This window comes from Kitasatospora sp. LaBMicrA B282 (genome assembly GCF_050325825.1).
GTDB lineage: Bacteria > Actinomycetota > Actinomycetes > Streptomycetales > Streptomycetaceae > Kitasatospora.
The window spans coordinates 73,111-97,837 of record NZ_JBNQTI010000001.1 but is presented as its reverse complement, the minus strand read 5'-3'; the positions used below and the strand labels follow the sequence as shown (position 1 = coordinate 97,837).

The window sequence follows — 24,727 nt, the reverse complement described above, 5'->3', positions numbered from 1 at the left end:
CGCCCGTCCATTGACCGGTCGGCGGGCCCTTGCCACGATCGGCGCATGAACCAGGCGAGCTGTCCTTGCCGCCGGTGACCCGCCGTCCGGGCCGCCGGAGCCGCTGATCCGTTCCCGGTCCGCCGACCGGGGTGAGCCCCCGGAGCGAGGACGTCCCATGGTGCCCCTGTTGCTTGCCGAACCCGTGAACCCGCCCGCGGCCGGACGCCTCGACGGCGCGGCCGCCGTGCTCCGGACGGCGCTGCGGTACGGCCCGGTGGCGCGCGGCGAGATCGGCCGCCGGACCGGGCTCAGCCCGGCCGCGGTCTCCCGGCACGGCGCCGACCTGCTGGCGCTGGGTCTGGTCCGCGAGCCGCGGCAGCCGGCCGCGGCGCCGCGACCCGGGCGACCGCGGATCCCGCTGGAGGTCGACACCGGGCACCACCTGGCCGCCGGCGTGCACCTCGCGGTGTCCCGGCTCACCTTCGCCCTGGTCGACCTGCGCGGCCGGGTGGTCGCCCGGGAGGAACTGGCCCGGCGGCCCGGCGCCGCGGTGGCCGAGGACCTCGGTCGACTCCGCGACCACCTGCCCGGCTTCCTGCGCCGGCACGCCGCGGGGCGCTCGGTGCTCGGCCTGGGCGCGGTCACCGGTGGCTGGGTCGACCCGGACCGCGGTCGGGTGGTGGCCAACAGCGCGCTCGGCTGGCGCGACGTTCCGTTGCGGGCGGAGATCGAGCAGGCCACCCGGTTGCCCGTGCACCTGGACAACCACGCCCGGGCGCTGGCCGGGGCGGAGCTGCTCTTCGGGCCCGGTCCCGGCGGCGACCTGGTCCACCTGTTCGTCGGCAACGCCGTCGACGCCGCCATCGTGACCGGCGGTCACGTGCTGCGCGGCCGGCACAACGGCGCCGGCGGCATCGCCCACCTGCCGGTCCCGGGCGCCACGCCGCGTTGCCCGTGCGGCGCCGCCGGCTGCCTGCAGGCGACCGTCGCGGACCGGGCTGTCGCGGACCGGGCCGTGGCGGCGGGCCTGCTGCCCCGCCCCGACCTCGGCCTGCTGCTGGCGGCGGCGCGGGCCGGCGAGCCGCGGGCGGTGGAGCTGTGCCGGAGCCGGCTGCGGCTGCTGGCCCGGCCGATCGGTCTGCTGCTCGACATGCTGAACCCGCACGCCCTGGTGCTCACCGAGGGAGTCGCGCTCTTCCTGCCGGAGCTGCTGCCGGTGCTGCACGAGGCGCTGGCGGAGCAGGCGGGCCGGCGGGTCGAGCAGGTGGTCCGAGCGGGTGCGTTCGGCTCGGACACGCTGGCCGTCGCCGCGGCGGCGCCGGTGCTGGCCGCGGTCTACCAGGACCCGCTCGCGCTGCGGACCGGGCGGACGCGATGAGGGTTTCTTCCACGGCGTCGGAAACCGTTGTCCGCCGTGCGCGCGGACGCGAGACTTGCGGCATGGACGCACCGCAGAGGGCAACGATCCGGGCCGCCGCCGACCGGCAGCCCGTGAACGCCTTCCGGGCGCACCACTTCGCCGGGCTCGGTTGTTGATCCCGCCTGCCTGCTGAACCGGTCCTCTGCTGAACCGGCCCTCTTGGTGAACCGGCCTGCCTGCTGATCGGGCCTGCCTCCTCAACCGGCCTGCCTCCTGAACCGGCACGGCCGTCGAGCCGGCACTGCCCGTTGCCATTCGGGCCCGCTGCCCCGTGCCGCTGCCCGCTGCCCGCCGCTGTGCCCGTGCCCCCGCCCACCCCTGCCCGGGCCCCGGCACCACCCTGCCCGGCACCGCCCTCCCCTCCCGAGGAACCCGCATGAGACGCCTGCTGTCCCGACGCACCCTCCGCCGCCTCGCCCTGGCGGCCCTGCTGCCGGTGCTCGCCGCCTGCGCCAGTGCCAAGGCCGACACCGCCGGCACCGGTGCGCCTGGGCACGTCACCCTGCACATCGGCGACCAGGGAAAGTACCTGCAGACCCTGCTGCAGAGTTCCGGCCGGCTCCAGGGGCTGGGCTACCAGGTGGTCTTCGACCAGTTCAACAGCGGCCCGCTGGTCAACCAGGCCTTCGTGGCCGGCGCGATCGACTTCGGCGTGATGGGCGACACCCCGGCCGTCTACTCGGCCGCCGCCGGCCTCCCGGTGGACGTGGTCGCCGCCAGCCACACCGTCGGCCCCGGCTACACCCTGGTCGCCCGGGCCGGCACCGGCATCCACGGCCTGGCCGACCTCAAGGGCCGCAAGGTCGGCTACTCCAAGGGCACCGCCAACCAGGGCTTCCTGATCCAGGCGCTGACCACGGTCGGCCTGAAGCAGCAGGACGTCACGCCGGTGGACGTGCCGCTGCAGAACATCGGCGAGGTGCTGGAGTCGGGCACCGTGGACGCCGCGACGGCGGCCCCGCAGGACCTGATCAACTACACCCGGAGCCACCCCGGTGCGGTCCAGCTGATCAACGGTCAGCAGGTCTCCTCCGGCTACAGCTTCTGGCTGGCCACCCGAAAGGCCCTGGCCGACCCGGCGAAGCACGCCGCGCTGCTCGACCTGGTCGGCCGGATCGTCCAGGCCAACAGCGCGACCCGGGCCGACCCCGGTCCCTGGATCGACGCCTACTACGTCAAGGTCGACAAGCAGCAGCCCGCGATCGCCCGGCAGATCTGGCAGGCCTCGGGGGAGACCTCCTTCGCGCTGCTGGACGCCCAGGTGGTCGCCGCCCAGCAGCGGCAGGCCGACCTCTTCCTCGCCAACGGCCAACTCCCGCACCACGTCGACGTGTCGGGGGAGTTCCCGCCCGACGTCGAGAGCACGTTCAACGCCCAGGTCACCGCCGCCCAGCCCTGACCGTCCGCGCCACGCCCGACCCACTTCGAGAGGACACGGACACCATGACCGACACCCTGACGGTGCGCCCGGTCGCCGGACACATCGGCGCCGACATCGACGGCGTCGACCTGTCCCGGCCGCTGGCCGCCGGGACCGTGCAACAGATCAAGGACGCACTCCACCGCCACAAGGTGGTCTTCTTCCGCGCCCAGCAGCTGGACCACGCCGCGCAGATCGCCTTCGCCCGCCAGTTCGGCGAGCTCACCTACGCCCACCCGCACGACGACGCCCCGCCGCAGGACCACCCGGAGATCTTCACCATCGACCCGCGCCGGTTCGCCGAGCGCTACGGCGCGGACTTCGTCGACGAGTACCGCAAGCGCCAGTACAGCTACTTCGACGGCTGGCACACCGACGTCACCGCCGCGGTGAACCCGCCGGCCGGCTCCATCCTGCGCGCCGAGATCGCGCCGGAGGTCGGCGGCGACACCCAGTGGACCAACCTGGTCGCCGCCTACCAGGGCCTGTCCGCACCGGTGCGCTCCTTCGTCGACACGCTGCGCGCCGAGCACCGCTACGGCGGCAGCCGCAGCCTCGACGGCGACAGCGGCTACGCCAAGCGGATCAACGACAACCTGCTGGTCGCCGTCCACCCGGTGGTCCGGGTCCACCCGGAGACCGGCGAGCGGGCGCTGTTCGTCAACCCCGGCTTCACCAACCGGATCGTGGACGTCACGGCGAGCGAGAGCCGGCGGATCCTCGACCTGCTGTACGCGGAGATCACCCGCCCCGAGTACACCGTCCGGTTCCGCTGGGAGGCCGGGCACGTCGCCTTCTGGGACAACCGGGCCACCGCCCACCTGGCCCCGCGTGACCTGGAGCACCTGGACGTCGAGCGCCGGCTGCACCGGGTCACGCTGATCGGCGAGGTTCCGGTGGGCCCCGACGGGCGGCCCTCCGAGCTGCTCGCCGGCCGTCCGTTCACCGCCGACCGGCCCGCGGTCGCGCTCTCCTGACGCCCGATCACCCACCGGTGGCCCGCGCGAGCCGTGCGGCGCGGGCCACCGCTCCCGGAAGGAGCCGTCATGGCGAGCAGTCACACCGCCGCCGTCGACACCCCCGCCCACACCGTCACCCCGACCGCCGCTGCCGCCGGGCGTGTCGCCGCCGAGCGCGCCACGCCCGAGCCGCCGCCGTCCCTGCTGGTGGACGCCGCCGGGCTGAGCCGGCCGCGCCGCACCCTGGTCCCGCTGCCCCGCCCGATCCGCCGGCTGGCCGGCCCCGCGCTCGTCGTCCTGGTCTGGCAACTGCTCGGCGCGACCGGCGAGATCGACTCCCGGATCCTGGCAACGCCCGGCCAGGTCCTGTCCGCCGGTTGGGACCTGGCCAAGGACGGGGAGTTGGCGAGCAACCTGTTCGCCTCGCTGCAGCGGGTCGCGGCGGGCCTGCTGATCGGGGTGGCGCTGGGCGTGCTGCTCGCCGTGCTGGCCGGCCTGTTCCGGCTCGGCGAGGACCTGGTGGACTCCACCATGCAGATCCTGCGCGCGCTGCCCGTCCTGGGGCTGCTGCCGCTGGTGATCATCTGGTTCGGGGTCGGCGAGGAGCCCAAGGTGGTGCTGGTCGCCTTCGCCACCGCCTCCCCGGTCTACGTCAACACCTACGCCGGGATCCGCGGGGTGGAGAGCCACCTGGTGGAGTCGGCCCGGGTGCTGGGCCTGGGCCGGGCCGGCCTGGTCCGGCACGTGATCCTGCCCGGCGCGGTGCCGGGCTTCCTGGTCGGGTTGCGGTTCGCGCTGACCAGCGCCTGGCTGGTGATGATCATCGCCGAGCAGCTCAACGCCACCAGCGGCATCGGCTACCTGATGAACCAGGCGCAGGCCTGGTACCGCACCGACATCATCGTGCTCGGCCTGCTGATCTACGGGCTGCTCGGCCTCGGCGCCGACGCGCTCGTCCGCCTGCTGGAACGCCGACTGCTGGCCTGGCGCCGCGGCTACGCCGGCGGCTGAGGAGGAGTTGCACCATGACCGTGCTCGATCGACCCACCGCGGACCCCGCAGACCCCGCGGACCCCGCAGACCCCGCGGACCCCGCGGACCCCGCGGCCGTCCCCGCCGCTCCCGCCGTCCCGCCCGACCTCGCGGTGCTCGCCGAGGGCCTGCACCGCTCCTTCGCCGGCCGCACCGTGCTGGCCGGGGTCGACCTGCGGATCCGGCGCGGCGAGTTCCTCGCCCTGCTCGGGCGCAGCGGCTCCGGCAAGAGCACCCTGCTGCGCGCGATGGCCGGCCTCGACCCCGACTTCGGTGGCCGGCTGCTGGTGCCGCAGCGCCGCTCGGTGGTCTTCCAGGAACCGCGGTTGCAGCCCTGGAAGCGGGTGCTCGACAACGCGGTGCTCGGGCTGCCCGGCCGGCGCGCCGAGGCCCGGGCCCGCGGCCTGGCCGCCCTCGCGGAGGTCGGGCTCGCCGACCACGCCCGGGCCTGGCCGGCCACCCTCTCCGGCGGCGAGGCCCAGCGTGCGGCGCTCGCCCGGGCGCTGGTGCGCGATCCCGAACTGCTGCTGCTGGACGAGCCGTTCGGCGCGCTCGACGCCCTCACCCGGATCCGGATGCACACCCTGCTGCGTGACCTGTGCCGGCGCCACCGCCCCGCGGTGCTGCTGGTCACCCACGACGTGGACGAGGCCGTGCTGCTCGCCGACCGGATCGTGGTGCTCACCGACGGCCGGCTCGGCCCCGACCACCCCGTCCGGCTGCCCGCGCCGCGCCGCCCCGGTCACCCGGGTTTCGCCACCCTGCGCGCCGCCCTGCTGGCGGAACTCGGGGTGCCGGAGGAGGACGGACCCACTGCCCCGAGGACCGTACGACAGGAGCCCCATGACTGACCTGCTGGCCGCCACGCAGCAGCCCGACAGCCCGGCCGACGCCCCGCTCGGCGTCTCGCCCGACACCGCGCCCGACACCCCGCCCGGCGTCTCGCCCGGTCGGTTCAAGCGGGCCTTCCGCAGTCACCCGGCGGGCGTGGTGGTGATCACCGTCGACGCCGGCCGCGGACCCGCCGGCTTCACCGCCACCTCGCTCAGCTCGCTCTCCCTCGACCCGCCGCTGCTCTCCTTCGCCGTCGCCACCAGGGCCTCCAGCTGGCCGCACCTGCGGGACGCCGAGACCCTGGTGGTCAACTTCCTCGGCGCCGGCCAGGCGCCGGTGGCTGCGCGCTTCGCCACCAGCGGGATCGACCGCTTCGCCGCGCCGACCCGCTGGCACCGGCTGACCGGCGGCGAACCCGCCCTCGACGACACGCCCGGTCTGCGCGCCCGGGTGGTGGACCGGGTGGCGGCGGGCGACCACCGGATCGTGATCGCCCGCGTCGAGCACACCTGGTCGGTCGCGGCGCACCGACCGCTGGTCCACCACGAGGGCACCTACCACGCGCTCTGATCGGTCCATCCCGCCGCCCCGCCCCGCCCGTTCCCCCGTCTCCCAGGAGTCCGAACCATGAGCACCACCGACCGCCGCCTGCACTTCAACCTCTTCATCCACGACATCGGCCACCACGAGGCCGCCTGGCGGCTGCCGGAATCCGACCCGCTGGCGTACCTCGACATCGAGCACTACCGGCGCCTGGCCCGGCGGGCCGAGGAGGCGAAGTTCGACTCGGTCTTCCTCGCCGACAGCCCGTCCCTGTGGGGCGACCCGGGCCGGCGCCCGAGCGGGCAGTTGGAACCCACCGTGCTGCTGACCGCGCTGGCCGCCGCCACCGAGCGGATCGGGCTGATCGCCACCGCCTCCACCAGCTACAACGAGCCCTACAACCTGGCCCGCCGGTTCGCCTCGCTCGACCACGTCTCCGGCGGCCGTGCCGGCTGGAACATCGTCACCACCGCCGGCGACGCCGCGGCCCGCAACTTCGGCCTGGACGGCCAGCCCGCGCACGCCGAACGGTACGCCCGTGCCGCCGAGTTCCTGGAGGTGTCCACCAGGCTCTGGGACAGCTGGCAGGACGACGCGGTGGTCGCCGACAAGGGCCGCGGGGTGCACGCCGAGGCGGACCGGGTGCACCCGATCGACCACGTCGGGCGGCACTTCCGGGTCGCCGGGCCGTTGAACCTGCCGCGCTCGCCGCAGGGCCATCCGCTGCTGGTGCAGGCCGGTTCGAGCGAGGACGGCAAGGAGTTCGCCGCCCGGTACGCCGAGGCGGTCTTCACCGCGCAGCCGACCCTGGCGGAGGGTCAGGCGTTCTACGCGGACGTCAAGCGGCGGGCCGCGGCCCTCGGCCGTGACCCGGAGCAGCTCAAGGTCCTGCCGGGCATCGTCCCGGTGATCGGCGACACCGAGGGCGAGGCCCGCGAGCTGGAAGCCGAGCTGGACCGGCTGATCCAGCCGGAGCACGCCCGCCGGCAACTGGCCACCCTGCTCGGCGTCGAGCCCGAACGGCTGCCGCTGGACCGGCCGCTGCCCGCCGACCTGCCGAGCGAGGACCGGATCGAGAGCGCCAAGAGCCGCTACACCCTGATCGTCGAGCTGGGCCGCCGGGAGAACCTGACGGTGCGGCAGCTGATCGGCCGGCTCGGCGGCGGCCGCGGTCACCGGACCTTCGCGGGCACCGCCGTGCAGGTGGCGGACACCATCGAGCACTGGTTCCGGCACGGTGCGGCGGACGGCTTCAACGTGATGCCGGCGGTGCTGCCGTCGGGCCTGACCGCCTTCGCGGACCGGGTGGTGCCGATCCTCCAGGAGCGCGGACTCTTCCGGACCGAGTACACCGGGCGTACGCTGCGCGAGCACTACGGCCTGCCGCGCCCGGTGAACCGCTTCGCGGTGGGGGCGCCGGCGGCACAGGTGGTGACCACGGGCGCCGGCCGGTGAGCCGGCCGAGGCGGTGACCCGGTCTCCTCGACAGCCGCTCCGCGGCTCGACCCCCACTTCCCGCCACTTTAAACCTATACCCGACCCGGGGCCTTGTGGCAAGGCCCCGGTCATGGCGCACAATCGCTGGCCGAGGCCGGAAATCCGCGGCCGTGGGCGGGGCGTGCGCACCGCCGGACTCCGCGGCGGCGGCGACCTCAGAAATCGGAGTTGATGCCATGACCTCCCTGACCACCAGCGCGTTCGACCTGCCCGACCGCCTCGCCCCGAAGGCCGACCCGACGCTGATCGCCGGCGACGAGCAGCACTTCGCGGCCATCGCGGCGAGCCTGGACCAGGCGATCGCCGAACTCTCCGACCGCCTCGACGCCGAGCGCCGGGCGCCCGGCGGCCTCGGCCGGGAGGCGATGGACCGGGACCTCGAAGTCCACCGGCTGACCGGCCGGTTGCGCGCGCTGCGCCGCTTCGGCCTCGACCTGTGCCTCGGGCACATCGTCGGTGCGGACGACGCCGAGCCGGTGTACATCGGACGGCTCGGCCTGACCGACAGCGACGGCCGCCGGCTGCTGCTCGACTGGCGGTCGCCCGCGGCCGAGCCGTTCTTCGCGGCGACCCACGGCAACCCGATGGGCCTGGCGAGCCGCCGCCGCTACCGCTGGACCCGCGGGCGGATCAGCGACTACTGGGACGAGGTGTTCACCCCCGACAGGCTCGAGGGACGCGCCGCGCTCGACGACCAGTCCGCCTTCATCGCCAGCCTGGGCGGCAACCGGTCGGACCGGATGCGGGACGTGCTCGCCACCATCCAGGCCGACCAGGACGCCATCATCCGGGCGGGCTCCCGCGGCGCACTCGTCGTCGACGGCGGCCCGGGCACCGGCAAGACCGTCGTCGCGCTGCACCGCTCCGCCTACCTGCTCTACTCCGACCCCCGGCTCGGCCACCGGCGCGGCGGCGTGCTCTTCGTCGGCCCGCACCAGCCCTACCTGGCCTACGTCGCGGACGTGCTGCCCAGCCTCGGCGAGGAGGGCGTGCAGACCTGCACGCTGCGGGACCTGGTCGCCGAGGGGGCCGGCGCGGCGGTCGAGCGCGACCCGGAGGTGGCCCGGCTGAAGTCCTCCGCGGAGCTGGTGCGGGCGATCGAGGCGGCCGTCCGGCTCTACGAGGAGCCGCCCACCGAGGGGATGACGGTCAGCACCCCCTGGGCCGACCTCTGGCTGAGCGCCGAGGACTGGGCCGAGGCCTTCGAGGCGCCCGAACCGGGCACGCCGCACAACGAGGCGCGCGAGCAGATCTGGGCGGAACTGGTCCGGATCCTGCTCGACAAGCACGACGGCGAGGTCCCGGCCGAGCAGTTCCGCCGCGCGCTGCTGCAGGACGAGGACCTGGTCACCACGCTCAACCGCGCCTGGCCGCTGATCGAGGCGGCCGACCTGGTCGGGGACCTCTGGACGGTCCCCGCCTACCTGCGGATGTGCGCACCCTGGCTCGGCCCCGACGAGGTCCGCACGCTGCGCCGGGCGGACGCCCAGGCCTGGACGGTCTCCGACCTGCCGCTGCTGGACGCGGCCCGGCACCGGCTCGGCGACCCCGAGGCGTCGGCCCGCAGGCGGCGGCAGTCCGCCGCGACCGCCGCCGAGCGCGCCCGGATGGCCGACGTCATCGACCACATCCTGGAGGCCGACGGCGACGGTGAAGGCGCGGTCGCGATGCTGCGCGGCCGGGACCTGCAGGACACCCTGGTCGACGAGACCGCCCTGCCCACCAGCCCCGCCGAACCGCTCGCCGGTCCGTTCGCGCACGTCGTCGTCGACGAGGCCCAGGAACTGACCGACGCCGAGTGGCAGATGCTGCTGCTCCGCTGCCCGTCCCGGAGCTTCACCATCGTCGGCGACCGAGCCCAGGCCCGGCACGGCTTCACCGAGTCGTGGCAGGAACGGCTGGCCCGGGTCGGCCTCGACCGGACCACGGTGACCTCACTGACCATCAACTACCGGACGCCGGAGGAGGTGATGGCCCAGGCCGAGCCGGTGATCCGGGCCGCGTTGCCCGACGCCAACGTGCCGACCTCGATCCGCAGCAGCGGCATCCCGGTCGTCCACGGCGCCGTGGCGGAGCTGGACGCCGTCCTCGACTCCTGGCTCGCCGCGAACCCCGAGGGGGTCGCCTGCGTCATCAGCGCGGGTGGGGCCGACGGCGGCGCCGGCACCTTCCGGGGCCGGCCCCGGGTCCGGTCGCTGACCCCGGAGCTGTCGAAGGGGCTGGAGTTCGACCTGGTCGTCCTGGTCGACCCGGCGGAGTTCGGCACCGGGATCGAGGGAGCGGTCGACCGCTACGTGGCGATGACCCGGGCGACCCGCCAGCTGGTGGTCCTCACGGGGTGACGGCCTGTTTGATGGTGTCGTGTCCGGCCGTGTCGCGTCCGATGGTGTCGCGTCAGGTCGTGTCGCTGCGCGGGACGAGCAGGTGGGCGGCGATCAGCGGCAGCCCCATCCGCCGGGCGGTCGCGGCCGACCGGGCGTCCCGGTCGGACACCGAGTAGCCAGCCCGGGCTGCGGCACGGACGGTCTCCCGTGCTTCGGCGCTGTCCTCGGCGCGGAAGGCGAGGGCCCGGTGCATGCCCAGCATCCAGACCCCGAGCCGGGTGAGGTCGTCGATCAACGCCTCACCCAGGTCGTACGCATCGACCCAGGCAAAGGCGTTGACGATCTCGGTGACCGCGTGCTCCGGCAGCACCGCGTGGGGGAGGACGGCGTCGACCAGGTCGTCGGAGTCCCCGGTCAGCCAGCGGATCACGGCCCGGCCGCTGAGCAGGGCGTGCTGATCCTCCGGCCTGGCGTCCGGGGCGATGGTCCTCGACCAGTCGGGCACCTCGTACGGGTGCAACGCGGGTGGCAGCAGCGCCAGCCGCGGGTCGCCGGGCCGGTCCGTGATCGTGCGGCCACCGGCGTGCAGCCGGGCCGGCTCGGCCGGACGCCGGCCGGCCAGCACCGGCCCGTAGGCGGCGCGGATCCGTTGCCTGGCGGCGGTGGAGCTGTCCTCGGTGCTGGGCTCGGCCCCGTGCTGACTCATGCCGCGCAGCGTAGGGCGCCGGTGTGACAGCGGACTCGCGCCGGTGGGTTCAGCGCCCCGGGTCGCTCGGGTGCGGGGCGAGCGGAGTATGGGGCGGAGACCGCAGGGTGCGGGTCGTTGACGGGCGGCGGGCGTCAGGGGCGGCGCTCGGCCGGGATGTGCAGCGTGAAGCGGGCTCCGCCGCGCTCGCTCGCCGCCACGGTGAGCGAGCCGCCGTGGGCCTGGGCGACCCAGGCGGTGATGGACAGGCCGAGGCCGGTGGAGTCGGTGCCGCTGCGGAAGCGTTCGAAGAGCGAGTCGGCCAGGTGGGGTGGCACGCCTGGTCCGGCGTCGTCGACGGCGAGGGTGCCGTCAGGGCTGACGGTGAGCTCGATCTCGGCGGGTCGGTCGGGCGCGTGGCCGTGGGTGAAGGCGTTGGTGAGCAGGTTGCCGACGGCTCGTCGGAGCAGGTCCGGATCGCCGTCCACCACGGTGGGCTCGGTGCGGAGGGTGACGTGGTGCCCGGCGGCGGGGGTGTCCTCGACGACGGCCTCGACGAGCTGGTCGAAGCGCAGTGGTTCACGTGCGAGGGTGGCGACGCCGGCGGTCAGGCGGGCCCGGGTGAGCAGGCCGTCGACGAGGTCGCCCATCCGAGTGGCCAGGCTGACGGTGCGCTCCAGCGCCTCGGTGCGTGCGGCGTCGTCGCGCAGCGCGGTCTCGGCGAGCAGGCGCAGTGAGGCGGCGGGGGTGCGCAGGTCGTGGGCGGCGTCGGCGAGGAAGGCCTCCTGCAGGTGGACCGCCTGGACGGCGGGCCGGATGGCCCGGCCGGAGAGCAGGTGGCCGGCGAGCGCGGAGAGTGCCAGCAGGACGGCGCAGCCTGCGGCGAGCAGGAGGGTCAGGTCGTTGTGGGCGGCCCGATCGGTGGAGGTGTCGGTGGCCACGACGAGTGCGCCGCCGGTGCTCCTGCCGTCCGGCCCGGTGAAGACCTCGGCGAACAGGCGCAAGGGGTGGCCCCTGTCGTCCCGTGCGTCGCTCTGGGCGCTCCCGTCGTCCGCGACGGCTGCCGCGGCGGCCGCCCGGATGTCGGTGGTCCGGGCGTGGACGCAGGGCTGCTTGGGAGTGAAGACGGTGGTGAGGTCGTCGTCGGTCCCGGACAGCACGGTCACCGGCGGGCACGAGGTCTCGACGAAGTCGGGCAGGTTGGCGGTGTCGAGGGTTCCGTTGTCGTTGTAGCCGAGGCCGGCGACGGCCTGCGCGGCCTGCAGCTTGAGGGTGTTGTCGATCTGGTGGCGCCGGGAGACGTCGTCACTGTGCACGGCGAACGCGGCGAGCGCGACCAGGCCGACGGCGCTGGTCAGCGCGTACAGGGCGGTGAGGCGCCGGCGCAGCCTGCGGGCCCGCCGCTGCGCCGGGGTCCGCTCGCTCCGCCGGGCCCGGCGCAGCGGTGGCTTCACCGGTCGGCCTGGGCGTCGGCGAGCCGGTAGCCGATGCCCCGGACGGTGTGGATCAGCTGCGGATCGCCGAGCTTGCGGCGCAGTTGGGCGATGAGGACGTCGACGACGTTGGAGTTGGGCGCGGCCATCTCGTCCCAGCACTTCTCGACCAGCTCGGCGCGGGGCACCGCCTGGTCGGCCCGAACGGCCAGCAGCTCCAACACGGCGAACTCCTTCGCGGTGAGCAGCAGGAGCACACCGCCACGGTGCACCTGGCGGCGGGCGGTGTCGATCTCCAGGTCGGCCACGCGGTGCACGGGCGGGCTGACGGTGCCCGCCCGGCGGCACAGGCTGCGGACCCGGGCGACGAGCTCGGGCACGGCGAACGGCTTGACCAGGTAGTCGTCGCCACCCGCGGCGAACCCGGCGACCCGGTCGGCGACCTGGTCCCGCGCGGTGAGGAAGAGCACCGGCACGGCGCGGCCGGCCCGGCGCAGCTCCCGGACGTGGTCGAGGGCGTCACCGGAGGGGAGCATCCGGTCGAAGACGGCGCAGTCGTAGTCCGTGACGAACAGCGCCTCGTCGGCTGCCGGCAGGTCCGCTGCCACGTCGACGGCGAACCGCAGGTCGTCGTTGTCCTCCACCACCAGTACGCGCACGGCGGCCAAGGATAGCCGCACCCGCCTCATCAGAACCTCATGCGGGCTCGGCGACGCTCTAGTGGAGCAACCAGGCACGCCGACGTGGGACGGGACCGAGAAGTGCAGCGTTTTCTCCGGAGCAGGAGCACCGAGCAGGTCGTCGAACCCGGTGACCCGGGCGCGCGGGCGCCGCGCCGCATCCGCCGGCGGCGCGTCGCCCTCGCCTTGGCCCTGACGGCGGCGGGCGTCGCCCCGCTCACCGCCTGCTCCCCCGACCGGCCGCCGACGCCGGCACCGGCGCCGGCGCCGTCGAGCCCGCCGCCCAGCCGGCGCTGCAGCGCTTCTACCAGCAGAAACTCGCCTGGACCGGCTGCGGCGACCTGCAGTGCGCCACCCTGACCGTCCCCATGGACTACGCGCACCCCGAGAACGGCAGGACCTTCACCCTCCCGTTGGCCAGGGCGACCGCCGCCGACCCGGGCCGGCGCATCGGGTCGCTGGTCCTGGACCCGGGCGGTCCGGGCGCCTCCGGTGTGGACCTGATGAAGTCGGGCGGCGCCGACTCGTTCGGCAAGCAGGCCAGGGCCCACTTCGACATCGTCGGCTTCGACCCGCGCGGCGTCGCCGGCAGCAAGCCCGCCGTGGACTGCAGCACCCCGGACGACGTACCCGACCAAGGCGGCAGCGACACACCGTCGCCCCTCTACCCGCGCACCGACGCCGAACGCCGGGCCGCCCTCGCGGACGCCGACCGCACCCTGGCCGCCTGCCAGGCGCACAGCGGCGACATCCTCCCGCACGTCGGCACCCTCGACGCGGCCCGCGACCTGGACGTGCTGCGCGCCGCCCTCGGCGACGACAAGCTCAGCTACCTCGGCTGGTCCCACGGCACCTACCTCGGCACCGTCTACGCCGAACAGTTCCCCCACCGCGTGCGCGCCCTCGTCCTCGACGGTGCCATGGACCCCGCCAAGGACTGGTCCGAGGAGGCACTCAGCGGTGGCCGGGCGTTCCAGAAGGCGGTCGACGACTACGCCGACAACTGCTCCAAGGTCGTCCGGCAAGGCTGCCCGGCAGCCACCCCGGACGGCATCCGCACGCTCGTCTCCGACCTGTACACGAAGACGGCCCGCCACCCGCTGCGGATCAAGGGCAGCACCCAGCGGCTCGACGAGAACACCCTGCTCTCGGCCATCACCAGCTCGATGTACTCGCCGGAATCCCAGTGGCAGGACCTCTCCCAGGGCCTGAGCGCCGCGGCCAAGGGTGACGGCACCAAGCTCGCCGTGATCGCGGACCACGGCGCAGGCCTCCAGGACGACGGCTCCGGCGCCCCGGGCTCCCCCGACAGCGGCACCGGTCAGGACAGCGGCAGCGGTCAGGACGCCGGCACCGGTCAGGACAGCGGCACCGGTCAGGACGCCGGCAGCGGTCAGGACACCGCCGACACGGCGCCGCGCGACAACAGCGGCGACGTCCTGACGGCCGTCAACTGCCTCGACAACCCGCACCCCACCGACCCGCAGGCCTACTGGCACCTGCTCGACCGCGCCCATCAGGAGTCCGGGGCCTTCGGCACCACCACGGTGCTCGCCGACCTCAACTGCCGCAACTGGCCCACGGGTCCGCTCAAGCCGCACCGCGTCAAGGCGGACGGCCTGCCGCCGGTCCTGGTGGTCGGCACCACCGGCGACGCCGCAACCCCCTACCAGGACGCCCAGAGCCTGGCCGCCCAGCTCCCCGGCGGCATGCTGCTCACCTACCAGGGCCTGGGCCACACCGCCTACGGACGCAGCAACGCCTGCGTCACCGACGCCGTGGACGGTTACCTCGTCGACCTCAAGCCCGTGCAGCCCGGCACGAGTTGCTGACCGGTCACGCGGGCGGTGGCCAGTCGCGGAGCCGGCCCGACACCGGGGCCCCGCCACGCGTGTGCGGGCCCGAGGCAGCTGACGTCGGGGCGGAGCGGGCAGCACGACCTCCTTACCGGTGGCCCGTTGAGCGGGCGACGGCGCGTCGTCCTGACGGTGGCCGTGAGCGGCCGCGGTCGTTCACTGGTTGCCGAGTGCGGCTTCCTCGCGGTCGAGGTCGTGCTGCAGGCGCCGCCGGGTGGTGTCGCTGATCCGGTGCTCGTCGTAGAGGCGGTGCAGTTCGGTGTTCTGGACGGCTATCACCGCGCGCCGCAGCTGGTGGTACGGGGCGTCGACGGCACTGACGTCCGGTCCGTCACCGGTGCGGTCGAGGCGGGCGTTGAGAGCCCGCCGGGCGCGGTCGATCGTGGTCTGTGGCATGGCGTCCAGGTCGGCGAGCTGTTCGACGTGGTCGAGTGCGGCGTGGTTGAGGGCGTCCTGGGCGTCGGCTTCCTCGCGGGCGGTGTGCTCGGGTTCCAGGGCGAGTCCGGAGCGCTTGACCACGGTGGCCAGGCTCAGTCCCTGGACGACGAGGGTGAACACGATGACCGCGGCGGTCAACACCAGGACGAGGGGCCGTCCGGCGAGGGCGGTGCCGTTGTTCGCGGTCAGGGGGATGGACAGGGCGGCGGCCAGCGGCATGACGCCGCGGGTGCCGGCCCAGGTGACCACTCCGGCGACCCGCCAGGAGAGGCCGCCCTTGCTGGGCTTGACCGCGCGGGCCAGCGGCAGGGTGCAGGTGACCCGGACGGCGACCAGCACCACGGCCACCGCGAGGGCCTGCAGCGGCCACCAACCACTGCCCGCCGGCAGGTCCCGGACGAGTTCCGGCAGTTCGAGGCCGATGATGCTGAAGACGACGCTCTCCAGCACGAAGACCACCACGGCGTAGACGGCGTGCAGTTGGAGGCGGCTGGGGGCGTCGGTGAGGCGGTGGCCGGAGCGGCCGAGCAGGACGCCGGCGATGACCACCGCGGTGACACCGGAGGTGTGCGCGGATTCCGCCAGCACGTAGGCCGCGTACGGGGTGACCAGCGCGATCACGGTCTCCAGCACCGGTTCGGTGGTGCGGCGGCGGATCAGCCACACCAGGCCGGCGACGGTGGCGCCGATCACGGTGCCGCCTCCGCCGAGCAGCAGGAACTGCCCGCCCGCCGCGGGCAGGCTCACCGCGGCCCCGGTGGCGATGGCGATGCCGGCGGAGACCTTGAACAGGACCAGGGAGGTGGCATCGTTGAACAGGCTCTCGGCCTGCACCAGCACCTGGACGCGGCCGGGCAGGGCCAGGCGGCGGCCGAGGGCGGTCACGGCCACCGGGTCGGTGCTGGCGAGGATCGCTCCGAGGACGAACGCCATCGCGGGTGGCAGGCCGGTCAGGACGACGGCCGCGAAGCCGACGGCGGCCGCCGAGGCGAAGACCAGGCCGAACGCGAGGATGGTGACCGGACGCCACACGATCCGCAGGTCGCGCAGCGACAGTTCCTCGGCGGAGGCGTACAGCAGCGGGGGCAGCACGACCAGGGCGATCGTCTGGGGAGGAACGTGCAGGGCCGGCGCCCCGGGTATCAGCGCCACGCCGATGCCGGCCAGGACCAGCAGGGAGGGCGCGGGCACGCGCCAGTGCCGGGCGAAGGTGGCCACGGCAGTGGCCAGGACGACCAGGAACAGGACGATTCCGACGGCGTGCACCGGTGATGAATCCCATCATGACGAACGGGGTCACCGCCGCTCGGTCGCTGCAGTCGTCCCCCGTGCCGACCAGGCTTCCCGGCACACCACCGGTCATCTTATCGGGACATTAGCGGCGTGCGGCAGGGGCTGATGCGGGGCGCACGCAAACAGCCGCCGTGCGCCCTCACCCCGTATCGCCCTCGCCCTCCGCCACGCCCAGCTCTCCCGCCAGCTCCTGCTCCGCCGGGGCTTCGCCCTCGAACACGCCACCCGGAACCGGGGGAGTGGCAGAAGCGGGTGCCGAAGCTGATCGGGCTCGGCTTCGGGCTGCTCGGGCTCCACCCGCTCGCACCGCCGCCGCCCTCCGGTCTTCCCACTCCAGGGCCGAGGCCATCGGCCCGACGGAGGTGGGTCCGTGGCCACCGGCCTACCCGGCGTCCAGCTGGAAGGTCCGCAGTATCCGTCCGTCCCGGTCGTATACCGCGACCCGCGACGGCGGCCGCTTGCCCGTGGCGACGAAGTGCTCTCTGATCCGGGCGACCGTCCGGGGCAGGGCCGCATCGGTGCTCGGCGGGATCGGGCCGGCCGCGAGCCAGTGAACCGTCAACTCCCAACGGCGGCCACGGCCGTTGCCGCGTGGTGCGGTGGGCTCGGCGTCGAGGTCCAGCTCGTCGAACAGGTCGAGGATGACGTTCATGTCGACGCCATCGATGTGTGCGAAGTTCTCCTCCACCAGGATCTCGTCCATGCACGCTCACTACCCGGGCGCCCGAACGGCCAACCGGGTGGTGGGAACGGCCGGGTCCGGGCACGACGAGCCGGCCCCGGGTCCGCCCCATTCCCGGCCGACCGGGCTGACCCTCTTGGACCGGTGCAGGAGAGGGTCACCCAGGAGGCGCAGGCGCCCTGCCGGGGTGCCCTGGAGCACGGCTGCATCGTCCACGGGGTGGAACTTCAGGGGAGGCCAAGGTGGTTTCTCGGTTGTCAGTTGTGAGTCCTGCGGGGGCTGAGGTCAGTGGCGAGATGGGTGGCAAGAGTGCCCCACCGGTCACGCAAGTACATGTGCCCGCCCGGGTACGTGCGGACGGTGCAGTGTGCGGCGGTGTAGGAGGACCATTCCGCGAGGTCGGTGTGTGGGACGATGTGGTCTTCGTCGCCGCCGTATACCGTGATGGGGAAGTCGAGTAGGGCGCCTTCCTCATACGTGTAGGCCGTGTACATGGGGAGGTCGCGCCGCAGGGCGAAGGAAACCAGCGTGCGGATGTCCGTGCTGATGCGCTGTTCTTCGTGAATGACCTGCTCGAAGTACAGGGGGTTGGTGAGTAGCCGCATGAGTTGGGGTGCGGCTGCCGGGGCGGGGACGGCTGAGACGGCGAGCAGAGCAAGGGTGAAACCGCGGCCGCGGAGACACCGCGCCGTTTCGTACGCGAGGAGACCTCCGCCGCTGTGGCCGAAGAGCCCGACGAGGTGGGATCCGTCAGCCTGCGCGGAGCGGGAAGTGTCGTGCTGGGCGGCTATTGCGGTGGCGATCGCGTCGACTGCGGTCTGCACGGTGGGGTAGGTGGGCCTACCGGCGTCACCGGCCGGCAGGTTGATGCCCACTGGGGTGATGCGGGTGGGCAGCAGGCGGGCGAGCGGCTGGTAGACATCGTGGCCGCCCCCGGCGTAAGGGAAGCAGTAGAGAGTTGCGGACGTCTCGGAGGCGGGAGTGCGCAGAGGAACAGCCAGGGGGGTGGTGATGTCGGGGTTCACCGGGATGCCTTCCTGGGGTAGGCGGGTGACGTGCGCTGATCGCCTGATCACAACAGTGTGACGCTGCGGCACTGTTGACGGTTCATCATGTCATGAGCACAGTTGAGATCATGGAGCTTTCTCCCGGTGGAGCGCAAGAGACGGACGGGCGTATTGCGGTGGTGGGCATGGGATGCCGACTGCCCGGCGGGGTGGTGTCGCCCGCGGCCCTTTGGGAGGCCCTCATCAGGGGCCGGGACCTGGTCGAGGAGGTGCCGGCGGATCGTTGGGACTCCGGCCGGTACTACGACCCCGAGCCCGGCGTACCCGGCAGGTCGGTGTCGCGCTGGGGTGGGTTCGTAGAGGATCTGCACGGCTTCGATCCTGGGGCCTTCGGGATCGGTGCGGGCGAGGCGGAGTTCATGGATCCGGCGCAGCGCCTGGTTCTGGAGGTGTCCTGGGAAGGGCTGATACACGCGGGGATCGCGCCTTCCTCGCTGGCCGGTGCGGCGGCCGGGGTGTTCCTGGGCATGTCGCACAACGACCACGAGGTTCTGCTGGATGGCGTGGGGTTGGTCAGTCATCCGTACGCCACCACGGGAAGCGCGCACAGCATCGCGGCCGGCAGGGTTGCCTACCACCTGGACGTGCACGGCCCGGCGGTCACCGTGGACACTGCCTGTTCCTCCGGGCTGGTGTCCGTGCACCTGGCGGTTCGCAGTCTCCTGGCGGGGGAGTGCGATCTGGCCCTGGCCGGTGGCGTGACGGTGATACAGCGACCGGAGACCGGACTGGCGTTCTCGGGGCTGGGCATGTTGTCACCGACCGGACGCTGCCGGCCGTTCGACGCAGGCGCGGACGGGTTCGTGCGCAGTGAGGGCTGCGCCGTGGTGGTGCTCAAGCCGCTGGCGGCGGCGTTGCGCGATGGTGACCGGGTGTGGGCGGTGATCAGGGGGACGGCGGTCAACCAGGACGGCCGGTCCGACAGCATCACCACGCCGTCCAGGAGTGCCCAGGAGGCGGTCTACCGGCGGGCGCTGCGGGAAGCGGGTGTGGAGCCGGGGACGGTCGGACTGGTGGAGACCCACGGAACGGGCACCCCGGTGGGGGATCCGATCGAGTTCGCTGCGCTGCGCGCGGTGTACGGGGTGGGGGAGCAGCCGTGTGCGCTGGGTGCGGTCAAGTCGCAGACCGGGCACACCGAGTCGGTCTCCGGCGTTGTCGGGTTGATCAAGGCCGTGCTGGCGCTGGACGCCGGGGTGGTGCCCGGCAACCTGCATTTCGATCGCTGGAACCGGGAGATCGACCCGGCCGGCTCGCGGCTGTTCGTTCCCCAGGCTGTCGGGTCGTGGCCGGTGACTGCTGGTCCCCGCAGGGCAGCGGTGTCCGCGTTCGGGTTCAGTGGAACGAACGTGCACGCCGTTCTCGAACAGGCCCCGCAGGCCGTGCCGGCCGTCTGTGCTGCCGATACCGCCGAGGGCGACACCTTCTCGCCCGGTGCCGGGCGGGCGCGGCTGGTGGTGTGGTCGGGCTCCACGGCTCAGGCTCGCGATGCCGGCGCCGGCGCGCTCGCGGACTGGCTCGAGGCTCACCGGTCTCCGCCTTCGTTGAGTGACCTTGCGCACACACTGGCGGCGCGTCGTGACCACCTGCCGTTCCGGCTGGCGGCGACCGCCGCCGACATCCCCGAGCTGGTGGCGCAGTTGCGGGCCGCCTCGACCGGGCAGAGTGCGGTCGGTCTGTCGGCGGACAGCGTCAAGGGGCGTGTGGCGGCACCGGTGTGGGTGTTCTCCGGGCAGGGCTCCCAGTGGCCGGGCATGGTTCGGGACCTGTTGGACACCGAGCCCGCGTTCGCCGACGCGCTGGCGCGGGTGGAACCTCTCATCGTCGCGGAGGCGGGCTTCTCCGTCCTGGCGGAGTTGCACGCGCTGGAGCCGAGTGAGCGGATCGACCGGGTGCAGCCGGTGCTCTTCGCTCTGCAGACGGCCCTGGCAGCCACGTGGCGCGCGCACGGGGTCGAGCCGGCAGCAGTGATCGGGCACTCGATGGGCGAGGTGGCCGCTGCGGTCGTCGCCGGGGCGCTCACTCTGGCTGACGGAGCCCGCGTCATCTGCGGTCGAACCCGGCACATGGTGGGTCTGTCCGGTCGTGGCGCGATGGCCTCGGTCGAGATGCCCCCGCACCAGGTGCGGCAGGAGTTGGACGCCGCGGGCATCACGGACGTGACGGTGGCGGTGCTCGCCTCGCCCACCACCACGGTCATCGCCGGTGACACCGCACGCGTTCACGACCTGGTCGACGTCTGGGGCGAGCGGGGGTTCATGGCCAGGCTCGTCCGCGTGGACGTCGCTTCCCACTCATCGCAGCTCGACCCGATTCTGGACGACCTTGCCGAAGCCATCGCGCAGGTCCAGCCCACCCGAGCCCTGTCGGTGCCCTTCTACAGCACCGTCCTCGACGACCCACGGGCCACGCCGGCTTTTGACGCCGGCTACTGGGTCGACAACCTGCGTCGTCCTGTCCGGTTCACGGCAGCCGTCGAGGCGGCCGTCACCGACGGCCACCGTGTCTTCATCGAACTGTCACCGCATCCCCTGCTGACCCGGGCGATCAGCGAGACGGCTCGGCACGCCGGGCGGGAGGTCGCGGCCCTGGCCACCTTGCGTCGAGGGGAGAGCGACGGCCGTGGGATGCTGGACGCGCTCGGCGCTGCCCACTGCGCAGGCGCCGCCGCGGACCGAACCCTGTGGGACCTGCCGTCCGACCCCGGGCAGCTGGCCGACCTGCCGCTGCCGCGCTGGGACCGCTCCGCCGACCCCACACCCAAGCTGCCGACGAACGTTGGGGCCACCACACGCCGCAGCACCAGCCATCCCCTCCTCGGCAACGGCGTGGAAGTGCCGCGCACCGACGGCGAGCGCTTGTTCACCGCGTCGGTCGGCACCGACACCGTCCCGTGGCTGGCCGACCACCGCGTGCGGGGCATTCCCGCGATGCCGGCCGTCGGCTATGCGGAGATCGCCCTCGCCGCGGCGACTGACAGCACCATCGCCGCGTGCGGACCGGCCGGAGCTGTCGAGATCACCGGGCTGTACTTCGAGGACCTCCTGCTCCTGGCGGAAGCGACGACCCTGACCACGACGCTCACCCCCACCGCCGACGGGATGCAGGTGGCAGTCCTCAGCGCCCAGGGCCGGGAATGGACCACCCACGCCCGGGCCACCATCCTCGACCATCCTGCCCCACGAACGGCACCGCCCCGGCAAGACCTGGGCGAACTGACGAAGCGCCACACCGAAGCGGTGGACACCAGCGGGTTCTACAGCTGGACACAGCGGCACGGCATCCACCTCGGCCCCGCCTTCCAGGGCCTGGTCACCGCCCGCACCGTTGCAGCAGGCGACGCGAAGGCGCCCAAGGCGCGCACGCTCCTGGCCGAAGTCCGTCTGCCGGCCGCCCAACGCGCGGAAGCCGACGCCTACCGCGTCCACCCCGCCCTGCTCGATTGCACGCTCCAAGCCTTGGCTCTGCTCGCCGCACCGGCACTCTCCAGTGACCGGCTGATCCTCCCCCAGCGCATCGACACCCTGCACGCCTATGGCGACCTGGCGACGGCCCGCTACTGCCTGGCAGTCCTGCGGGACCACGACGACCGCTCGTTCTCCGGCGACGTGCGGCTGCTGACCTCCACGGGCGAGGTCGTCGCAGAACTGGAGGGCATCCAGATCGGTCGGCCCAGGTCCGCGAACATCGCCCTGCTGGACGAACACCTCGTCAACGTCGAGTGGGACCGAACTCCGCGTGCACACACACCTTCAGGCGCGCTCAGCACTGCTCGGGACGTGCGATCGCAGGGCCCCTGGCTCCTGCTGACCGACACCAGCATCGACACGACGAGCGGGCAGCCCACGACGACCGCTCCGCACACGCTGGCGGCAGCCCTGCGCGAGGCCGGCATCACCGAATGCCACGTCACCGCACTCACCACCGCCGACGGCACCCCGCCCCCCGCGCTGGTGGACGGAACCGCGTGGAGCCGAGTAGTGCTACTTCCCGCAGCCCATGCCCCCCAGAGCAACGGCGACCTCTTGCCGGTCACCTCCGAGACGATCACTCACGCACGGGACCTCGTCCAGCACCTGACCCGAATCGCCGCCGTCCTGGCCGAGCACCCGACACACCCGCCGCGCCTGTGCGTCATCACCTCCGGAGCCCAGGCCGTTGAGGACGGTGAGACCCCCAACCCCCTCCACGCCGGACTCACCGGAGCCTGCCGGGTCCTGCGCAACGAACATCCCGACATCGCCCTGACGCTGATCGACATCGACGACCTCCACGCACCGGGAACCGCCGCGCAGACAGCCGCCGAACTCGCAGCCTCCCGCACCGACGAGGAGATCGCGGTCCGATCCGGCCGGCGGTACGCCGCCCGACTGCGCGTGGCACCGCTGAAGGACGCCGATCTGCACACCGTCACCGCTGACCCGGCCATCGACGGTATGAGCCTTCAAGTCCGGTCCCCCGGCGACCTGGAGACCGTCACACTGCTGACCCACCGGCGCCGGCACCCCGGCCCCGGCGAGATCGAGGTCCGCGTCCACGCCTTCGGCCTCAACTTCGTCGACGCCCTCGCCGCCGCCGGCGTCGACACCTACTTCGACGACCCGGGCGCCTCAGGGGGATGCGACATCGCCGGCACGGTCACAGCCGTCGGCCCGGGTGTCCGACACCTGCGACCCGGCAGCAGGGTCGCGGCGATGGTACCCGCGGCGCACAGCCACGCCATCGGCAGGGCGGACGCCGCATTCGAACTTCCCGAAACCATGTCCTTCCAGGAAGGCGCCGGCCTGCCCTCGGTCTACCTGACCGCCTGGACCGCCCTGCACCACCTCGCCCACCTGCAAGCCTCCGAACGCGTGCTGATCCACTGCGCCAGCGGCGGTGTCGGTCACGCCGCCATCGCGGTAGCCCGGTCCATCGGAGCCGAGATCTTCACCACCGCCGGTACCGAGGCCAAACGCGAATACCTGCGCACCCTCGGCATCCGCCACGTCCACGACTCGCGCTCCCTCGACTTCGCCGACGAGATCCGCGCCGCCACCGACGGCGCCGGCGTCGACGTCGTCCTCAACTGCCTGACCGGACCCGCACTGCGCGCAGGCCTGGAACTCCTGCGCCCCGGAGGCCGGTTCGTCGAGATCGGCAAATACGACCTCTACGCCGACACCCTCCTCGGCATGGGCGCCCTCAAACGCAACATCTCCTTCCACGCCCTCGACCTCCAGCACCTGTTCCACCAGGACACCGCCCGCTTCGCGGGCCTCCTGCGGGAAGTCGCCGAGCCCCTGTACACCGGAAAGCTGCCGGCCCTGCCCGTCACCACCTACCCGCTGACCGCTGCCGCAGACGCCCTGCGCACCCTCGGTGCCGGAGCCCACCTCGGCAAACTCGTCATCGACATGCCCCAGCAGGGCGCTCTCACAGCCCTGGTCCCGCCCGACCAGGCCACCCCCGTACGCCCTGACGGCTCCTACATAGTCACCGGGGCCTTCGGCGGCCTGGGACAACTCGTCATCCGGTACCTCGCCGAGAGCGGTGCCGGACGCGTGGTACTCAACGGCCGGACTCCGCCCGACCAGCAGACGCAGGCCACGCTCGCCGCCCTCCAAGCCACCACCGGCTGCGACATCCAGACCGTCCTCGGCGACATCTCATCGCCGGCCACCGGCCACCGCCTGGTCGAAGCCGCCACCGCGAGCGGCCTACCGGTCCGCGGAGTCCTGCACGCCGCCGCCGTCATCGAGGACGCTGCCGCCACCCGCCTCACTCCTGACCTCACAGCCCGGGTCTGGGCACCCAAGACCCTCGGCGCCCTCCACCTGCACCACGCCGCCCGCCAGCAGCCCCTGGACTGGTGGTGCAACTTCTCCTCCGCCTCCGCCCTCCTGGGCATGCCCGGCCAAAGCGCATACGCCGCCGCCAGCACCTGGCTCGACGCCTTCACCCGTCACCAACGCGCCCAGGGAACCCCCGCCATCTCCATCGGCTGGGGAGCCTGGGCCGAACGCGGCCGCGGCACCCACCTCGCCGACCAGGGATACGCCATGATCGCCCCCGACGAGGGAATCCAAGCCCTGGACCGACTCCTGCGCCACACCCGCGCCCACAGCGGCTACCTGCCCATCCACGGATCCGGGTGGCTGCCCGCCTTCGCACCCCACGCACCCCGCTACCTCTCCGCCCTCACCCCGCAGACCACGACCGACGGCGACCCCCAGGACCACACCGCCACCGCACTACTGGCCGAACTCGCCGAACTGCCCGCAGAGCAACGCCAGACCCGCCTCGAAGGCATCCTCATCCACCACGCCGCAACCATCCTGCGCATCGCACCCACAGCCCTCGACCCCGACCAGTCCCTCATCGAGCGCGGACTCGACTCCCTTGGTGTCCTCGAACTCCGCACCCGCATCGAACGCCAACTGACCGTCTGGCTCAGCCCCAAAACCGTATGGGCCAACCCCACCCCCGCGCAGCTCGCCCGCCACATCCAGAACCACATCGACAACCGCGCCCCCGCCACCGGAGAAGGTACTCAACAACGCCCACGGTAGATCCGCCTCCAACGCCCAGAACGCTGCTGGG

At 73.3% G+C, this 24,727-nt stretch carries 16 protein-coding genes; 10 read left to right on the top strand and 6 right to left on the bottom strand.

What is annotated here, in order from left to right; all coding sequences use genetic code 11:
- Positions 1 to 157 precede the first annotated feature (157 nt).
- The 8 genes from ACQRUO_RS00425 (at position 158) to helR (ending at position 10,029) form a co-directional block, all read left to right on the top strand.
- Complete coding sequence (locus ACQRUO_RS00425) at positions 158 to 1,360, top strand: ROK family protein (RefSeq protein ID WP_428313594.1); 1,203 nt, start codon at positions 158 to 160, stop codon at positions 1,358 to 1,360.
- 418 nt (positions 1,361 to 1,778) lie between these two features.
- The gene (locus tag ACQRUO_RS00420; protein WP_428313593.1) at positions 1,779 to 2,801 is read left to right on the top strand and encodes an ABC transporter substrate-binding protein; all 1,023 of its coding nucleotides are present in this window, start codon (positions 1,779 to 1,781) and stop codon (positions 2,799 to 2,801) included.
- A 44-nt stretch (positions 2,802 to 2,845) separates the two neighbouring features.
- Entirely contained in the window at positions 2,846 to 3,799 is a 954-nt protein-coding gene (locus tag ACQRUO_RS00415; protein WP_428313592.1) for a TauD/TfdA dioxygenase family protein, read from the top strand.
- A 69-nt stretch (positions 3,800 to 3,868) separates the two neighbouring features.
- Positions 3,869 to 4,792, top strand: a complete 924-nt coding sequence (locus ACQRUO_RS00410; protein WP_428313591.1) for an ABC transporter permease — start codon at positions 3,869 to 3,871, stop codon at positions 4,790 to 4,792.
- Between the two features lie 14 nt (positions 4,793 to 4,806).
- Complete coding sequence (locus tag ACQRUO_RS00405) at positions 4,807 to 5,664, top strand: ABC transporter ATP-binding protein (protein WP_428313590.1); 858 nt, start codon at positions 4,807 to 4,809, stop codon at positions 5,662 to 5,664.
- The gene (locus ACQRUO_RS00400) at positions 5,657 to 6,217 is read left to right on the top strand and encodes a flavin reductase family protein (RefSeq protein WP_428313589.1); all 561 of its coding nucleotides are present in this window, start codon (positions 5,657 to 5,659) and stop codon (positions 6,215 to 6,217) included. The genes ACQRUO_RS00405 and ACQRUO_RS00400 overlap by 8 nt, the downstream gene beginning before the upstream one ends.
- Before the next feature lie 57 nt (positions 6,218 to 6,274).
- Positions 6,275 to 7,645: an LLM class flavin-dependent oxidoreductase gene (locus ACQRUO_RS00395; RefSeq protein WP_428313588.1), complete on the top strand. Its 1,371-nt coding sequence runs from the start codon at positions 6,275 to 6,277 to the stop codon at positions 7,643 to 7,645.
- A 218-nt stretch (positions 7,646 to 7,863) separates the two neighbouring features.
- On the top strand, positions 7,864 to 10,029 hold the full coding sequence (helR, locus tag ACQRUO_RS00390) for an RNA polymerase recycling motor ATPase HelR (protein WP_428313587.1): 2,166 nt from the start codon (positions 7,864 to 7,866) through the stop codon (positions 10,027 to 10,029).
- Positions 10,030 to 10,081: 52 nt separating this feature from the next.
- Here helR and ACQRUO_RS00385 read toward each other — a convergent pair whose 3' ends face one another.
- The 3 genes from ACQRUO_RS00385 to ACQRUO_RS00375 form a co-directional block, all read right to left on the bottom strand.
- Positions 10,082 to 10,717 carry a hypothetical protein gene (locus ACQRUO_RS00385; RefSeq protein WP_428313586.1) on the bottom strand — a complete coding sequence of 212 codons (636 nt, stop codon included), beginning with the start codon at positions 10,715 to 10,717 and terminating at the stop codon, positions 10,082 to 10,084.
- Between the two features lie 134 nt (positions 10,718 to 10,851).
- A complete protein-coding gene (locus ACQRUO_RS00380; RefSeq protein ID WP_428313585.1) occupies positions 10,852 to 12,150 on the bottom strand; it encodes a sensor histidine kinase in 1,299 nt (432 codons plus the stop codon).
- Positions 12,147 to 12,788: a response regulator transcription factor gene (locus ACQRUO_RS00375; RefSeq protein WP_428313584.1), complete on the bottom strand. Its 642-nt coding sequence runs from the start codon at positions 12,786 to 12,788 to the stop codon at positions 12,147 to 12,149. The genes ACQRUO_RS00380 and ACQRUO_RS00375 overlap by 4 nt, the downstream gene beginning before the upstream one ends.
- Positions 12,789 to 13,177: 389 nt before the next feature.
- Between ACQRUO_RS00375 and ACQRUO_RS00370 the strand changes: the two genes are divergently transcribed.
- Positions 13,178 to 14,641, top strand: coding sequence for an alpha/beta hydrolase (locus ACQRUO_RS00370; RefSeq protein WP_428313583.1), 1,464 nt, complete (start codon positions 13,178 to 13,180; stop codon positions 14,639 to 14,641).
- A gap of 180 nt (positions 14,642 to 14,821) precedes the next feature.
- On the opposite strand, the gene ACQRUO_RS00365 is transcribed toward ACQRUO_RS00370, so the two are convergent.
- From ACQRUO_RS00365 to ACQRUO_RS00355, 3 genes are all read right to left on the bottom strand, one after another.
- Positions 14,822 to 16,369, bottom strand: coding sequence for a Na+/H+ antiporter (locus ACQRUO_RS00365; RefSeq protein WP_428313582.1), 1,548 nt, complete (start codon positions 16,367 to 16,369; stop codon positions 14,822 to 14,824).
- Between the two features lie 409 nt (positions 16,370 to 16,778).
- The gene (locus tag ACQRUO_RS00360; protein WP_428313581.1) at positions 16,779 to 17,099 is read right to left on the bottom strand and encodes a hypothetical protein; all 321 of its coding nucleotides are present in this window, start codon (positions 17,097 to 17,099) and stop codon (positions 16,779 to 16,781) included.
- Positions 17,100 to 17,335: 236 nt separating this feature from the next.
- Positions 17,336 to 18,103 (bottom strand): thioesterase II family protein, encoded by a 768-nt coding sequence (locus ACQRUO_RS00355; RefSeq protein WP_428313580.1) that lies wholly within the window; start codon positions 18,101 to 18,103, stop codon positions 17,336 to 17,338.
- 92 nt (positions 18,104 to 18,195) lie between these two features.
- Here ACQRUO_RS00355 and ACQRUO_RS00350 point away from each other — a divergent pair, with 92 nt between their 5' ends.
- A complete protein-coding gene (locus ACQRUO_RS00350; RefSeq protein WP_428313579.1) occupies positions 18,196 to 24,696 on the top strand; it encodes an SDR family NAD(P)-dependent oxidoreductase in 6,501 nt (2,166 codons plus the stop codon).
- Positions 24,697 to 24,727: the final 31 nt, after the last annotated feature.